9 protein-coding genes are annotated in these 16,592 nt (G+C 63.7%); 6 read left to right on the top strand and 3 right to left on the bottom strand.

Translation table 11 applies throughout. From position 1 onward, the window contains the following. Positions 1-718: 718 nt before the first annotated feature. The gene (locus tag KF886_01480; protein MBX3176008.1) at positions 719-1,096 is read right to left on the bottom strand and encodes a hypothetical protein; all 378 of its coding nucleotides are present in this window, start codon (positions 1,094-1,096) and stop codon (positions 719-721) included. Positions 1,097-1,211: 115 nt separating this feature from the next. Between KF886_01480 and KF886_01485 the strand changes: the two genes are divergently transcribed. Together KF886_01485 and KF886_01490 are read left to right on the top strand one after the other, a co-directional pair. Beyond that, positions 1,212-2,624, top strand: coding sequence for an Nramp family divalent metal transporter (locus KF886_01485; protein ID MBX3176009.1), 1,413 nt, complete (start codon positions 1,212-1,214; stop codon positions 2,622-2,624). Between the two features lie 555 nt (positions 2,625-3,179). Further along, positions 3,180-4,220, top strand: coding sequence for a galactitol-1-phosphate 5-dehydrogenase (locus KF886_01490; GenBank protein MBX3176010.1), 1,041 nt, complete (start codon positions 3,180-3,182; stop codon positions 4,218-4,220). A gap of 1,290 nt (positions 4,221-5,510) precedes the next feature. Here the strand turns inward: KF886_01490 and KF886_01495 are convergent. Continuing rightward, the gene (locus KF886_01495; protein ID MBX3176011.1) at positions 5,511-6,941 is read right to left on the bottom strand and encodes a hypothetical protein; all 1,431 of its coding nucleotides are present in this window, start codon (positions 6,939-6,941) and stop codon (positions 5,511-5,513) included. 444 nt (positions 6,942-7,385) lie between these two features. Here KF886_01495 and KF886_01500 point away from each other — a divergent pair, with 444 nt between their 5' ends. Next, entirely contained in the window at positions 7,386-8,378 is a 993-nt protein-coding gene (locus KF886_01500) for a hypothetical protein (GenBank protein MBX3176012.1), read from the top strand. 53 nt (positions 8,379-8,431) lie between these two features. Here the strand turns inward: KF886_01500 and KF886_01505 are convergent, their stop codons facing one another. Beyond that, on the bottom strand, positions 8,432-9,049 hold the full coding sequence (locus KF886_01505) for a lysophospholipid acyltransferase family protein (GenBank protein ID MBX3176013.1): 618 nt from the start codon (positions 9,047-9,049) through the stop codon (positions 8,432-8,434). A 288-nt stretch (positions 9,050-9,337) separates the two neighbouring features. On the opposite strand from KF886_01505, the gene kaiC reads away from it, so the two are divergent. From kaiC to KF886_01520, 3 genes are read left to right on the top strand one after another with little or no spacing between them, the layout of a single operon-like run. Further along, a complete protein-coding gene (gene kaiC / locus KF886_01510; protein MBX3176014.1) occupies positions 9,338-11,062 on the top strand; it encodes a circadian clock protein KaiC in 1,725 nt (574 codons plus the stop codon). Next, the gene (locus tag KF886_01515; GenBank protein MBX3176015.1) at positions 11,059-11,334 is read left to right on the top strand and encodes a circadian clock protein KaiB; all 276 of its coding nucleotides are present in this window, start codon (positions 11,059-11,061) and stop codon (positions 11,332-11,334) included. Before kaiC ends, KF886_01515 begins: the two co-directional genes overlap by 4 nt. Beyond that, on the top strand, positions 11,334-15,782 hold the full coding sequence (locus KF886_01520; GenBank protein MBX3176016.1) for a PAS domain S-box protein: 4,449 nt from the start codon (positions 11,334-11,336) through the stop codon (positions 15,780-15,782). The genes KF886_01515 and KF886_01520 overlap by 1 nt, the downstream gene beginning before the upstream one ends. Positions 15,783-16,592 lie beyond the last annotated feature (810 nt).

Raw genomic sequence — 16,592 nt, forward strand, 5'->3', positions numbered from 1 at the left:
GCCGCTTGGCCGTGGCACACCTGGAGGGGGCGGGGGCAGTTGACAGTTGACAGTTGACAGTTGACAGTTGACAGTTGACGGTTGACGGTTGACGAGTCACGGTTGACGGTTGACGGTTGACGGCTGGGACGGCTGGGACGGCTGGTAGGGCTGGGACGGCTGGTAGGGGAAGGACCTGTGGGACGGACCAAAAGGACGGCGGGGAGGGCGGGAGGGCGGGGAGGGCGGGAGGGCGGGGAGGGCGGGACGGCAGGGAGGTGGATGAGGAGGCGATCGTGTTTCAGATCCGCTGGCAGCGGGAGCGCTGATGTCTCCAGGAAGTGAATTGGCGGCGCCGGCGTTCATGACGCGTAGCGTCACCCGTTAGGGATGAAAAGCCGGCGGCTTCGCGACCGGTGCACAGCCGGGACGGCTGTGCAACGTTCTTTGCACGCTTCACCTTGGTTTTTAAGAGTACCTTTAAAGGAATGTGGCGCAGGGGTCCCGCCTGTGTGTTTTCGGAGCAGCCACCCCACATAACCCGCCTCCCTCTCTCCCACCACCGCCTCAGAAAAAATCCTTCAGATTCGTCGCATTCTCGATCGTCTCCCGTTTCGTGCGCAGAAACGCCAGAATAACCGCGCTCGCCGTCTGCGGCGTCTTGCTGACCGGGGAAATATGTTTCATGGATTGGCCTTTCCAGGGGCGCTGCCCCGCTGTCTCCTGTGGTTCCCGGGTATTATGGGTCGTCACGCCGGACCGTTGCAATCGGCGCGCGCGCTTCGATCTCGTTCACCTTGGGCCTGCTGGCTTCCCGTATGGCGTCCAGCCGCGCCGACTTCCTTTCCCGGAGCTTGCGGCGGCGGCGGGGAAGCGCGAAAGCCGTAACCGCGCTCGCGGACAGTACAGTCAACCAGTAGGGCGATCCGGGAAAGGGGCTTAGAACAGTCACCAGGTAAGGGGGAGCAACCTGTTCCGCGGATGTCAACATTTGCGGCTCTCCCGTGAGGAACGCGATAGCCAGCAGCGTCAGCACGGGCAGCGTGACCGCCGCCGCCACGAAACAGATCAGGCGCACGGCCACCGCCGATACCACGGTCTCCCAGAATTTCGTCATGTTGCCGCCTCCCGCCGGAATTTGGATACCTGCCAGAGCTTCCGATAAGCTTAGCACGTTTTTCGCGCGGCGCGCCCGCGCATGGGTCCAACCCGGGCAGGGAGAGAGCGCCAGTATGGAAAACGAACAACACAAGACGCCCGCCGTCGCGGCGGCGCCGAAGGGGTGGATGCTCCTGCTGGCGCTGGGGCCGGGGCTGATGTGGTGTGGCGAGTATATCGGTTCGGGCGAGGTTATCCTCTCGACCCGCTCCGGGGCGATCTTTGGCGTGGCGGTGCTCTGGGTGCCGGTCATGGCCATCTTCGCGAAGTTTTGGATCGGCCTGGCGGGGGCGCACTACACCGTGACCACGGGCGAGGGCATGATCGACATGCTCGGGCGCATGCCCGGCCCGCGCAACTGGGTGCTCTGGCCGGTGTTCGCCGGGCAGGTCTGCGCCAGTATGATTTCCACCGCCGCGCTGGCCAGCGCATCGGGCGCCTTCGCGGCGTACTTCGTGCCCTGGGTCCGCCAGGAGATCTTCGCCTGGCTCTCGGTGCTTCTCGTTATCGCGGTGGTCTGGCGCGGGGGCTTCGAGCCGCTCAAACGCTTCATGTCGGTATTGGTGCTCATGATTGTGGCTGGAACGGTTGCCGTGGCGCTGGCCACGTGGCCGGGCTTCAGCGCGATCGTCCACGGGCTCTTCGGTTTCGAGCTGCCCGAGACGCCGGCCTGGGCCAGCGGCGATGGCGGGTCCCCCTCGCCCTGGCTCGAAGTGCTCCCGCTGCTCGGCTGGGCGGCCGGTGGATTCGCCAGCCAGGTCTGGTACACCTACTGGGTCCTCGGCGCGGGCTATGGCATGGCGCACGGGCGCGGCTACGGCAAGCCGCTGGACCCGGTACAGCTCCAGACCCTGGGCGCGGACGATGTGCGCCGAATCCGCGCCTGGCGCCGCGTGGTGACGCTCGATGCTTCCACGGCGCTGGTGGTGGGCACGTTGGTGACCATGGCCTTCATGATCGCGGGGGCGGGGGTACTCGGGCCGAAGCAACTCGCGCCCGATGGCGCCGAGGTCGCCCTCCAGCTCTCGCACCTCTTCAGCGAGCAGTGGGGGCGGGCCGGGGCGCATCTGTTTGTCCTGGCGGGCCTGGCGGGGATGCTGAGCACGATGATGGGCCAATTCGCCGGCTGGCCGCGGCTCCTGGCCGATTGCGCGCGGATCCTCTTCCCGGCGGTGAACCGTTGGGAGTGGAAGGTCCAGTTCCGATTCGCGCTTTTGTTCATCGCCGCATCCAACATGGTGATCGTCTACCAGTTGGGCCTCAAGCCGGTCTTCCTCGTAAAGATCGGCGCGGTTCTGGACGGCCTCCTGCTGACGCCGATCCAGGCCCTCGCCGTCGGCTGGGTGCTCTACAAGGTAATGCCGAAGTTCTTCGCGGAGGATCTCCGGCCGCTGGTCAAGCCCAGCCCCGTGCTGGCCGCAGGCCTTGCGCTGGCCTTCGTCTTGTTCAGTTTCGTGTGCGTATTTAAGTTGCGGGAATATTTTTAGGATCATCCGGTTTGAAGGTGCATCAGTAACGATGACCTCAAATTTGAGTTGATTGCTCGGTTCTCATTTCCGGGCGGCGACGCTATGACCGGATACGTGATTCCCTGGACCTTGTCTGTAGTGCAGACGGTATATTCGGCGGCAGAACCGGGTGCCAATGCACTCTTTCGGCCCGAAGGGCCAACGCAGTTTTCAGCCCTGGGCAACGCCCAGGGATTGAGCGGTGGGTTTCTTGTGCGCCCTGAAAGGGCAGCGCAGTTTAACTTCGGAAACGCTGGACTGGCATAGCACTGCGCTGCCCTTTCAGGGCGGGGAAGGTGGCGTCCCCGTATTCCCCGGGCGTTGCCCGGGGCTGGGAGCTGCACTGGCCCTTCGGGCCGAAAGAGCAGTCGATACGATTTCACCAACAGAGGCCTAAACCGGCATACATTGGCGGTTCCGGATAATTGGGACACGGAGAAACGGCTATGAAAAATCCCGTACGCTCCAACCGGATGAGCCTATTTTTAGGCTGGTGGCTTGAGGCAGGTGGCTGCCGTCCCTGAGAGAAAAACCATGAAAGCCCTGATCCTCGAAGACTACCGCCGTTTTGCCTACGCCACCGCGCCCGATCCCGCGCCCGGTCCGGGCGAAGTCCTCATCGCCGTGCAGGCCTGTGGCATCTGCGGCAGCGACGTCCACGGCATGGACGGCAGCACCGGACGCCGCCGCCCGCCCATCATCATGGGCCACGAAGCCGCGGGAACCATCGCCGCCGTTGGGTCGGGCGTCGCCGCCTGGAAACCCGGCGACCGCGTCACCTTCGACTCCACGATCTACTGCGGGACTTGCGCCTATTGCCGCCGCGGCCAGATCAACCTCTGCGACAACCGCCGCGTGTTGGGGGTCTCCTGTGAAGACTACCGGCAGCACGGCGCCTTCGCCGAATACGTCGCGGTCCCGCAGCACATTCTCTACCGGCTCCCCGGCGACCTGTCCTTCGATCAGGCCGCCCTGGTCGAGCCGGTGTCCATCGCCTTCCACGCGATCAACCGCACGTCGATTTCGCTGAACGATTCGGCGATCGTCTTCGGCGCCGGCATGATCGGACTCCTTGTTATCCAGGCGCTCCGGCTGGCCGGATGCGGCGTCATCATCGCCGTGGATCTGGAGGACAGCAAGCTGGCCCTCGCGAAACAGCTCGGCGCGGACCACGCTTTCAACGCCGCCGACCCGCAGTTGTCCGCGCGCGTGCTCGATCTCACCGGCGGCCAGGGCGCGGACCACGCTCTCGAATGCGTCGGTATCGGCGCGACCGTGTCCGCCGCCTTTCAGTGCGTGCGCAAGGGCGGGTCGATAACGCTCGTCGGCAACCTGTCCCCCCGCATCGACTTCCCCCTGCAGGCCGCTGTTACGCGCGAAATCACCCTCAACGGCGTCTGCGCGTCCCAGGGCGAATACCCCGCCTGCCTCGACATGATCGCGCGCGGCGCCATCGACGTGAAACCCCTGATGAGCGCCGTCGCGCCGCTGTCCGAAGGCGCCGCCTGGTTCGAACGCCTCTACAACAAGGAGCCGGGTTTGATGAAGGTGGTGCTGGCGCCGGATGGCGCTTGACGAGGATTTGAATCGCGAATGGACGCGAATGGACACAGGGCAGCCTCTGGCCGCAACCAAAGAAATGATCACCACGAAGGGCACGAAGGGCACGAAGAAAAACAGAGAATAGCTTTAACCGCAGAGAACGCAGAGAGCGCATAGGGTGATTTCTGTTACGCAGATGGATTGGGTCGATGATCGAGAGCGCATTCTTAACCACGAATGAACACCAATGCACACGAATGCATCGGGAGCAGCCGCGGGCGGTGATCAAGAATTGTGCCCACGGATTGCACTGATGACACGGATTGAAAATAGAAGATGATTTCGGTTGTTGGGGTGTGCAGGCGACTGCGTGCTCTTTCCAAGGCAGCCTGATCGGATTGTTCAGCATCGGAATTGTAGCGGGGTTGATCGGGTGGCGGGCTACTTCTTCTCGTCTGGTTCGGGTGTCGCTTCAATCCGTGTCATCGGTGTAATCCGTGGGCAAGAAAAGAATTTCGACCACGACACTGAACGGCCCGGAGATTCTCCCTGGGTTTTTCGCTTCGTAAATGCTTTTACAACAAACGTTTATATGGATTTTGAGCGAAAGAACTTGCAGAAAAAACAAGAAGTTGACGGATAGTAGTACGAAGGCCACGAAGAAAAGAAGTTGGAGAAGGAGTGCTATTAGCGCATAGGCGCAATTACGCAGATGAATTGGCGCACGCTTCAAAACTGCTTGAAGAGAGTGAACCACGAATTCACACGAATGGACACGAATGAAGATCTGAATTGAACGACGGCAATCCGGGCCGTCAATGACGTATGGCAGGCATCTTCGGTCCGAAGGGCCAGCGCGGCATAACCCTACTCATCACCATGGGAGAAATGGCTGTTGACACGGATGGGGAGGGGCGCCTGGGGGCTTTTCGAGGTATCGCAGAGAACGCAAAGAGATTGCTGGCGGGCACGGTGACGGTGACGGCGCCCGAGGCACTCTTTGAATTCTCGAAGCAGGCACACGAACGCGCTGTTGCGCGATCGCGTGGCACGGGATCTGGGAGCTCGATGAATGCGGTGTGTGTTGATTAGCGGCAATTCTTTGGCCGTCAGAAGTAGTCACCCCCGTCGCACCCAACCGTGGCGGCTTTCGGTGATCGAAAACCGTCATCCCCACGAAAGTGGGGATCCAGAGATCATGCAACGTTAACCTCGCAAACCCTCTGGATTCCCGCCTTCGCGGGAATGACGAATACATCCAGTGCAAGTAAGGGGCATCTCGTATCGGCGAACGCCTTACTTCAGACGGCTAAAGTATTACGATCAGCGGAATTGCAGGGCGTAGAGGTGGGCGTCTTTCATGATGAAGCGCAGGCGCACGGGCTTTCCGGAGAGCGCGCTGATGTCCTTGCTCTCGTTCCAGGTTACGGCGCGGGAGACTTCGTTGCCGATGATCTCGAAGCAGGCGTCCGCCTCGTAGCCGGGAATTACCACGCCGTCTCCGTCGAGGAGCTCGACCTTGATGCTGCCGGCGGCGGAGGTGGCGTAGTTCAGGTAGAGCGAGGTCCCTGAGAAGGTCAGGGTTTTTGTGATGAGCTCCCCGCCTTCATAGGGCGCCTCTACGGCCGCGAAGCCGTCGGGCCGGAGGGAATAGCGCTGGAGTCCGGCGGTGGGCTGTCCGTAGTTTTTCTGGACGTAGAGCGAGATTTCGCGTTCGCCGGTGGGGACGATGCCCCAGGCGGGGTAGTTGGTGCGGGAGGTCCAGTTTTCGTAGCCGATGCCGGGCTTCAGGAAGCCGCCCATGAACTGGCGGTCGTAGGCGTAGCCGCCCCGGCTGGTCAGCAGGACGCTGTCGGAGCAGTCGCCGGAGTAGCGCGCTTCCACGCCGAACTCGGCGGCTTCCTGTTCGCTGACCACGCGGCGTCCGGGCATGAAGCGGGCAGCGACGGCCAGGTAGATGTGCGGGGCGCGGAAATAGGGGAGGGTCTGGTTGGTGTAGAGGTGTTCGCGGGGGGTGTGGCCGAAATCCATTTCTTTCGGCTCCGACCAGGTGACGAAATCGGGGGAGGTGGCGCGGCTCACGCTGCGGAAGCCCTTGAAGCCGCCCTGGTGCCAGGTGCGGAAATAGCAGACGTACTGCTGCTCGGTTTCCGACCAGAAGGCGACGTTCTGCGAGTCGAAGGCGCCGGCGGTGATCATGGGCTGATCCTGCAGCGTCCAGTGAATTCCGTCGGCGCTGTAGAACGCGTGCAGCCCGGTTTCGCTCGTGCCCGCGACCGCCTTGTATTGCTGATCCGCCGGGACGCCGGGGCGCGTATCGCGAAACGGCGCGAAATTGTGGGAGAAGGGGGCCTGATTGGCGATGATGATGTTGTTTTCCGAGGAGCCTTCGTATTCGTGCAGGCCGAGGGCGGGCTTCGTGAAGGACAGGCCGTCCGCGCTCTCCGCGTAGCAGGTCACTTCCCAGTCCGAGCCGTCCTTTCCGGCGAGCGGATTGCCCCGGTAGTACATCCGATATTTTCCGGCGTCCTCGAAGACGGTCACGTAGCCGCAGTAGCGTCCTTCCCAGGCGTCGTCGTAAGCGATGACGATCTCGCGGGGCTGCGGGGGCTGGAGTGCGAGGCGTGTATTGGCGAGGGTCTCGACGAGGTAGCCGTCCACGAAGAGTTCGAGGCGGTTTTCGAGGGGCAGGGGCTCGGCCGCGTGGGTGTGGAAGGCGGTCAGGAGGACGGCGAGTGCCAGGCAGTTGCGCATGGGAGGGCTCCAGAAGTTTTGCGGTTGTTATAACCAATTATACGGTCTGGGGCGGGGCGATACAAGGCAGGGGTGGCGTAGCCCTGGACAGCCGGGACGGCAGAGACAACAGGGACAACAGGGACAACAGGGACAACAGGGACAACAGGGACAACAGGGACCCGCCTGCGGCGGGCAGGCCTCGGGACGGCAGGGACGACTCCGCCGCCCTGGACAGCCGGGACGGCTATCCTACATTTTCGCGAATTGTTGCTTCCGCAGGCTGCCGTGTTGTGAATTCTGGTAGTGCGGAAAAGGTGCCATTGGGCAGGGGGCTGGGGTATGATCGGTGGCCTGGGGGATGTGGGCGGGATCGCCCCTCGGCGGGCGGCAGGCCCCGATCCGTACGTTTTTCTGGTTCTTGACGTGTGTCTATTTGCCGTAGCAGTACATTCAGGAGGTTTCATGAAAAAGATTACTACCATCGCGGTGTCCGGACTTGGTTTTTGCCTGTTGTTTCCCGCCGCGGCGTCGGATTCGTTGCCGGCGCCGGCGAACCAGGTCATCGACTACCACACGGACATCGCGCCGCTGCTTCAGGAGCACTGCATCGATTGCCACGGTGCGGAGAAGCAGAAGTCGGACTACCGTCTGGACAACCGGGCGGACGCGATTGGCAGCGGTTCGGAGGGGGGCGCGATTGCGGTGGGGGACAGCGCGGGCAGCCTGCTGGTGCGGCTGATCACGGGGACGGACGACAACTTTGACATCATGCCGCCGAAGGGCGACCCGTTGACGGCGGAGCAGGTGGGGCTGATTCGCGCGTGGATCGATCAGGGCGCGGTTTGGGAGGGTTCGGGCGACTCGGCGGCGGCTCCGATGGAGGAGCGCAACGACCGGGCGGCCTTTTCGGTGGCTGGTGGCGCTTGGGTTATCGAGGCGACGGCGCAGAAGGGGCCTCTGGCGGTGTGGGAAGCGGTTTCGGAGCAGGGGCCGGCGGGAGAGGCGTGCGTTGCGCTGACGAATCCGAACCACACGAGCGACGGGACGTTTAATCTGCTGTGGAACCCGGAGGCGGGGTTCAGGAACGGCCGTATTGAGACGAGCCTGAAGGCCGTGTCCGGGGAGACGGATCAGGGCGGCGGGCTTATCTGGCGGGCGCGCGACAAGAACAACCACTACATCGCGCGGTATAACCCGGCCGAGAAGAACCTGCGGTTGTACGAATTGGTGGACGGGAAGCGGACGCAGCTGGCGAGCGCGGAAGTGGAGAAGCCGGAAGGTTCGTGGGCGGCGCTGGCGGTGGAGCACCAGGACAACCACATCACGGTGAGCCTGGATGGCAAGGTGCTGCTGGAGCACGATTCCAACACCTTCGGAGAAGCCGGGGGCGTCGGGCTGTGGACCAAGGCCGACGCGGCGACGGTGTTTACGCAGCCGGTTGTGCGGGCGGACTGATCGCGCACAAAGAAGCGGAAATCGCGGGCGTCCCGGTGCGGGGCGCCCGCGCGTTATTTACCGGCGCGGGCGAGCGGATTTCGGGTTGCCTGGCGGGCGTCGTAATCGGGGTAGATCCCGGTCATTTCGTGGTAGAACGCGCGGATTCGGCCGAAGTCCGCCTCCACATCGCCACTGAGGTGGATGGGGTCGCCGAGTCCGATGCGGCGGCGGTCGTGGTTGATGTATCCGGGGACGACAGGGACGCCGGCCCCGAGGGCCATCCAGTAGAATCCGAGCTTCCAGTGCGCCACGGCCTTGCGCGTGCCCTCCGGGGCGATCAGCAGGGCGAGGTCGTCGTTGCGGTTGAATACGTCGACCATCTGGCGGACGACACTGGCGGCGGCGCGGCGGTTAACAGGAATGCCGCCGAGTTTGCGCCAGACGGCGCCGAGGGGCCAGAAGAATGCGGTGTCCTTCATCATCCAGGTGACGGGAATGCGCATCGCCATGGAGGCGAAGAGCATGTAGAAGAGGTCCATGTTGGTGGTGTGTGGGGCGGCGATGAGGACGTATTTTCGGATAGGGGGGGCCAGGCTGGCTTCGCGCCATCCCATCAGGCGGAGGCAGGCCTGGCCGATGAAGCGGCTTAACGGGCCGGTTCGGCCGCGCCGCAGGGGCGACTTATTCACAGTGGAGTTATCCATCCATTGGACCTGTTCAGGGTGGTAAGAACGGTGTGAACGTAAAGGTGGGAATGATAGCGCCCGGGGGCCCGTTGAGACAAGCGCGCTTTGCAATTTTTCACTTTGCGCGATATACTTCGAGATGGGTTGGGCGACAAAGATCTTCCCCGGTTTGCTGCGGGTAGTATTCGTGTTGTCCGGTGTTTGCAAGGCGAGGTGGTGCCTTCGGGCGCCGCGTTGTATTGGGTTTGGGGTGGCGCGCCGCGGGGGCGCGCCCTCGAAAGGCCAAGGCAGATGGACGCAGTACGGCATGAGGCGGCCCTCGCTAAGGTCCTGACCGGCGTGGCCGGTCTCGACGATGTGCTTCGCGGCGGATTTCCGGCTGGCCGCACGACGGTAATTGCGGGCGGTCCGGGGTCCGGGAAGACGGTGCTTTCGTTGCAGTCGCTGGCGTATGCCGCGCGGGAATTGGGGGAGCCGGGCATTTTCGTGACGTATGAGGAGTCCGCGCCGCACATTCTTGCGAACGCGGCGGGGTTCGACTGGGATCTGGCCTCCATCGCGGGCCGGGGTCTTGAGATACTGGATGCGGGGATTGGCGTTGACACGATTCAGAGTGGCGCCTTTGATCTTGGGGGACTGCTTGCGATGCTGGACGCGAAGGCGCGCTCGACGGGTGCGCGGCGAATCGTGTTTGACGCGCTGGACGTGCTTCTTTCGGCGTTTCGGTCCGGCGCGGACGCTCGGCGCGAGGCGCACCGTCTTGCGCAGTGGCTTTCTGGCCGGGGCATGACGGCGGCGATAACGTGCAAGCTTGGCGGCCCGTCCACCGCCGCGCCATCGGGGAACCTCGATTTTCTTCAATACCTGTGCGACTGCGTAGTCGTTCTGGAGCACGCGCTCGACGAGGGGATTTCACAGCGCAGCCTGTATGTTTTGAAATACCGGGGATCCGCGTTCGACGAGAACCGGATCCCGTTTTTGATCGGGGAATCGGGGATCGAGACCGCGCTCGCGCGGGCCGGGGAGGAGGCGCTGGCGCCGGTGACGGACGAGCGGGTGTCGAGCGGCGTAGCGCGTCTGGACACGATGCTCGGGGGCGGCTATCACCGTGGCGCGAGTGTGTTGATTACCGGTGCGCCGGGAACGGCGAAGACGACGCTCAGCGGGGCGTTTGCGCGCGCGGCGTGTTCGCGCGGGGAGCGGACGCTGTTTGTAAGCTTTGATTCCCACGGGGCTGAGATCGTCCGGAATTTGAAATCCGTCGGGATTGACCTGGCTCCCCATGTTGAATCGGGCATGCTCCGGCTGGTTTCGGCGCGATCGATCCGGGGGAGCGCGGAGACGCACTTAATCGGCCTGATACGCCGCGCGCGGGAGCACGGGGCGCGCTGCCTGGTGGTGGATCCGATCTCGGCGATCGCGCAACCGGGCAACGCGGAGTGGGCGCACAGCACGGTGGCGCGGCTGATCGACTGGACGAAGGAGGCGGGCCTCACGCTGGTGTGCACGAGCCTTCTCGACAGTTCCGAGCCAACACTGGAGGGGACGCCGCTCCAGATATCGACCATAGCGGACACCTGGATGCATCTGACGTATCAGGTTCGCGCCGGGGAGCGGAACCGGGGGATCAGCATTGTGAAATCGCGCGGCACGGCGCACTCGAACCAGGTCCGGGAGCTGGTGCTGCGGCGCGAGGGCGTGGATCTGGCGGACGTCTACCTGGCGGGCGGAGAGGTTCTGATGGGATCGCTCCGGCTGGAGAAGGAGCAGGAGGCGGAGCGCGCGCGGCTCCGGGCGGAGGAGGAATCGGCGCGGGCGCTGGTCCGGCTGGACGAGGAGGCGGCGGATCTTGAATCTCGGATAGCGCAGCTTTCGCGGGAACTGGCGCGGGCACGTACGGCGCGCGCGACGCTTGCGGCGGGCGAGGCGGGTGCGGCGCGCGCGCGGGCCTCGCATCGGGAGGTACTGCGGGAGACTCGCGGGGCGGATCGCGCTGGCGAGGGGAACTTCACATGAACGCATCCAGTCATCGCGTTTGTCTCTATGTGGCCGGAGATAGCCCGAATTCGCGGCTTGCGCGGGCGAATCTGGCGGCGATCGCGGGCGAATCGTTTCCGGCGGGCTGGGAAGTGGAGGTGGTGGATGTGTTCGAGCACCCGGACCGCGCATTGGCGGACGGGGTGCTGCTGACGCCGATGCTGGTGGCCGACCCCGGAAGCCGGGTCATTGGCACGCTGGCGGAAACCGCGGCGGTGCTTGCGGCGCTCGGGCTTGAGGGCTCCCGGTGATGGGCGGCGGCCCCGCGGGAGAAGATCGCGCCCTGGGCGAGGAACTCGCGCGGCTGGTTCAAACGCTGAGCGAGGCGCAGGCCCGCATTGTGGAGCTTGCGGGCGGCGAGCTGGACGGTGTGCTGGACGCGGCGGGCGCGCTGCACCTGCTTCCGGGTGCGCAGCGGCAGTTGCGGGAGAGCGAGCGCGCGGAGCGCGAATTCGCCGAGCAGCGGGCGGCGATCTTGAACGCGCTTCCCGCGCACATCGCGCTGCTGGACGCCGAGGGGCGCATTATTGCGGTAAACCAATCCTGGAACCGATTTGCCGTGGCCAACGTACTGGCGGACGAGAATTTCTGCGTTGGGAAGAATTACCTTGAGGTATGCGAAGCGGCGCGGGGCGACTGCGCGGAGGAGGCGGCGGAGGCGGCGGCGGGGATCCGGGCGGTGCTTGCGGGGGACCTGGCGGAGTTTGCGCTGGAGTACCCGTGCCATTCGCCGGATCAGAAGCGCTGGTTCCGCCTTATGGTGACGCCGATCCATCCGGGGGATCGGGCGGGCGTGGTGGTGATGCATGTGGACATCACGACGCGCAAGATGGCCGAGGAGGAATTGCGCGAGAGCGAGCGGCACTACCGGGAGTTGTTTGAGAGCAACCCGCAGCCGATGTGGGTTTTTGATCTCGACTCGCTTTGCTTCCTGGCCGTCAACGACGCCGCGATCGGGCATTACGGATATGCGCGGGACGAATTCCTGGCCATGACAATCGCGGATATTCGACCGGAGGAGGATGTGCCCGCATTGCGGGAAGTAGTTGAGACCGTCGGAAACGGTTTGAGCCGTGTCGGGATCTGGCGGCACCGCCTTCGGGACGGTCGGACGATCCTGGCGGAGGTTTCGGCGCACTCGCTCGTATTCGATGGGCGGCGGGCGGCGATGGTGCTGGCGATCGATATGACCGAGCGGATCCGGACGGAGGAGGCGCTTCGGGAACGCGAGGCGTTGTTACGCCAGAGCGAGTCCATGCTGCGCATGGCCTCGTCGCTCAGCCGCCTGGGGGCCTGGGCGGTTGATCTGCCGGAATATAAACTAACCTGGTCCGACGAGGTATGTGACATCCACGAAGTCCCCCGTGGCTACCAGGCACGGCTCGAGGAAGCGATCGACTTCTACGCGCCCGAGTACCACGAGGCAATCAGCCGTGCCTTCGTCCGCTGCGCGGAAACCGGGGCGCCCTTCGACCTCGAACTGGAGATCATCACCGCACGGGGCAACCGCGTATGGATCCGCACCATCGGGGAGGCCGTGCGCGACGAGAACGGCCGCATTCAGCGCGTCCAGGGCGCGTTTCAGGACATTTCCGCCCGCAAGGCCGAAGAGCAGCGCAAGCGAAGCCTGGAAGAGCGCCTCGCGCGGACGCTGGAGAGCATCTCGGACGCATTTTTCGCGCTGGACCGGGAATGGCGCTTTACCTACTTGAACCAGGAGGCCGAGCGCGTATTGGAGCGTCCGCGGGAGGACTTGCTTGGCCGGGTCGTCTGGGACGAATTTCCCGAGGCCGTGGGAATGCGTTTTGAGCGGGAATACCGGCGCGCCGTGGATGAGCGGGTCTCCGTCTCTTTTGAAGAGTACTACCCGCCCCTCGAATGCTGGTTCAATGTTCGGGCGCACCCCTATGACGGCGGCCTTGCGGTGTACTTTGGCGACATTACGGAGGTGAAGGTCGCTCGGGAGCGGATCGAATTGGCGGAGCGGCGTTTCCGGGAGCTCGTGGCGCATGTTCACGATATTTTTTATGTTTACGAGCCGGACAGCGATGCGCTGCTTTACGTGAGCCCGGCGTTTGAGGACGTTTGGGGGGTTCCGTGCGCGCGGGCCTACGAGGCGCCCCGGGAGACGTATCTTGCGGCGATTCACGAGGATGATCGCGCTTTTGTGGAGGAAGTTTTTCCTAAGCAGATGCGGGGCGAGGCGCCCGAGGTGGAGTTTCGGATCCGCCGGCCCGATGGCGATGTGCGCTGGATCCAGGAGTTTACGTACCCGGTGTATGGCGAGGGGGGCGCCATTGAGCGGGTAGTGGGGACGATGCGCGACATCACGGAGCGCAAGCGCGCGGAACTTGATTTGCAGACGAGCGAGGAGCGGTTTCGGTTGCTTTCGCGGGCGACGAACGACGCCATCTGGGATTGGAACCTGCTGACCAACGCGTTGTGGTGGAACGAAGGTTTCGAGGTGCTATTCGGGTTCAGCCGCGACGAAGTGGAGTCGACGATTGAATCGTGGACGAGCCGGATCCACCCGGACGACCGGGACGCGATTGTAGGGCAGGTGGATAACGTGATTGCGGGCGCGGACGACTATTGGGACGGCGAGTACCGGTTTCTCCGAAAGGATGGCAGTTACGCGCATGTGCTGGACCGGGGGTATATCATCCGGGATGATTCCGGACAGGGCGTTCGGATGATCGGCGGCATCACGGATCTTACGGAGCGGAAGGAGGCGGAACTGCGGCTTGCCGAACAGGCGGCGCTGCTGGACGAGGCGAGCGACGCGATTCTGGTGCGGGATTTGCACAACCGGGTGCTGTTCTGGAACCGGCGTGCGGAGGAAATGTACGGCTGGTTCGAAGAAGAGGTGCTCGGGCGGAATGTCGGGGAGATTCTCGACAGCGATCCCGCGCTGCTTGAAGCGGCTACGGAGGCGGTGTTGCGGGATGGGGAATGGAGCGGGGAAGTTGAGCATAGGACAAAGGGGGGCAAAACGATCACCGTGCTTGCGCGGTGGACGCTGCTGCGGAATCCGGACGGGTCGCCGCGGTCGATCCTGGCGCTGAACGCGGACATCACGGAGCGGAAGCGGATGGAGGCACAGTTTCTGCGTAGCCAGCGGATGGAGAGCATCGGCACGCTGGCGGGCGGGATCGCGCACGATCTGAACAATATTCTGGCTCCCATTCTCATGTCGATCGAGATGTTGAAGGAGCAGGCGAGCGACCCGGAGGCGCTGGGCGTGATCGAGACGCTTCAGGGCAGCGCGCAGCGGGGGGCGGATCTGGTGCGCCAGATTCTGGGCGTCGCGCGGGGTCTGGAGGGGCGGCGCATCCCGATCACCCCCGCGGCGATTGCGGAGGATGTCCGCCGTATTGCGCGGGATACGTTTCCGAGGAATATTGACTTCCGGCTGAACGTTCAGCCGGATCTCTGGCTGGTGCACGCGGATCCGACGCAGCTCCACCAGGTGATGATGAATTTGTGTGTGAACGCGCGGGATGCGATGCCGGAGGGGGGGCGGCTGAACCTGATTCTGAAGAACGCGATCGTGGACGAGGTGTTCGCGGGTATGAACAAGGAGTCGAAGCCGGGCCCGTACGTGATCGTGCGGGTCGAGGACAGCGGGTCCGGGATGACGCCGGAGGTGCAGGAGAAGATCTTTGAGCCCTTTTTCACGACGAAGGACATCGGGCGCGGTACGGGGCTCGGGCTTTCGACGACGTTTACGATCGTGAAGAATCACGGCGGTTTTATCCATCTGTACAGCGAGGTGGGGAAGGGTTCCCGGTTCAAGGTTTACCTGCCGGCGGTCACCACGGCGGAGACGCTCACGGAGGAAATTGTTGCGGCCAAGCCGGACCTCCCGCGGGGCAACGGAGAGCTTATTCTGCTGGTGGACGACGAGGAGAACATCCGTGATATCACGCGGCGGGCGCTGGAGCGCTTCGGCTACCGGGTGATACTGGCGGAGAACGGGGCGGAGGGCGTATCGCTTTACGCGCAGCACCGGGGCGAGATCGCGGTGGTGCTTACGGACATGAGCATGCCGGTGATGGATGGTCCGGCGATGATCGTGGCCTTGAAGTCGATCGATCCGGCGGTCCGTATTATCGGGTCGAGCGGGCTCAACGCGAACGGGCACGTGGCGAAGGCGGCGGGCGCGGGGTTGGAGTATTTTGTGCCGAAGCCGTACACGGCGGAGGTTTTGCTTTCCACACTTCGGGCGGTGCTCCGGGGCGAAGGCGCGCCATCGCCGCCGACATTGCGGCCGGCCACGCCCGCGGCGCCGGTGGTGGCGGTCCGGCCCCGGGACGCGGCGGAGGATCCGGCGGTATCCGCACGGATCCTGGTGGTTGAGGACGAGGGTCCGCTCGGGCTACTTGCGGTGCGGATATTGATGAAGGCGGGCCACGAGGCGGTGCATGTGGAGTCGGGTGAATCGGCGCTGGATCTGCTTGCGGCGCGCGGGGGGGGCTTTGACATTGCGCTTACGGATATTCACATGCCGGGCATGGGCGGGGAAGCGTTTTACCGCGCGGCGGCGGAGCGTTACCCGGACTTGCGGTTCATCTTTGTGACGGGGGAAGGGCGGCTTCCCGAGGGGCTTGCGGGCGAGGGCGACGACGCGCGGCTGCTGTCGAAGCCGTATACCGCGCAGCGGCTGAAGGACGCGATCCATGCGGCGATCCGGGGGTAGGGCGCGGGGCAGCCTGGGGCGCAACCAGGGAATTGATCACCACGAAGGGCACGAAGCCCACGAAGAAAAGCCGAGAGGAATTTTAACCGCAGAGAACGCAGAGAGCGCATACGTGGTGGGTGGGGGTACGCGGACGGATTGGGGTAATTGAATGGGGGCGCTTTTTAACCGCGAATGAACACGAATCAACGCGAATGCGCTGGGGGCAGCCTCTGGCCGGGGTCAGGAATTTTGACCACGGATTACACTGATGACACGGATAAAGGATCGAGCGGGTGGTTGTGGATTGCCGGGCGGCAGCGTGCGATTTTCGGGGCGGCCTGTTTGGGTTTTTCATCATCAGCATTGTAGCGGGGTTGATCGGTCGGCGGGCGGGAGCGGGACGCGGGGTTGCTGTGCGCGGGGGATTGAATTGGGAGCCACAGAGAGCACAGAGAACACAAAGAAAATGGAGCAGCAGCCGTTGGCCGCAATCGAAGAGGGTTCACCACGAAGGGGGCGAAGGGGGCGAAGGGAAACAGGGAAGAGTCGTTAACCGCAAAGAACGTAGAGAGCGCATAGGTGGTGGGTGGGGGTACGCGGACGGATTGGGGTGGTTGAATGGTGACGTTTTTTAACCGCGAATGAACACGAATCAATGCGAATGCGCTTGGAGCAGCCTCTGGCTGCGGTCGGGAATTTTGACCACGGATTACACTGATGACACGGATAAGAGAGGAATCGGGTCGTTGCGGGCGCCGGCGGCAGCGCGCGATTTTTTGAGTGATCTACTTGTTTTTTCACCATCAGCATTGTAGCGGGGTTAATCGG

The organism is Candidatus Hydrogenedentota bacterium, from assembly GCA_019637335.1.
In the GTDB taxonomy this organism is placed as follows: Bacteria; Hydrogenedentota; Hydrogenedentia; order Hydrogenedentales; family JAEUWI01; genus JAEUWI01.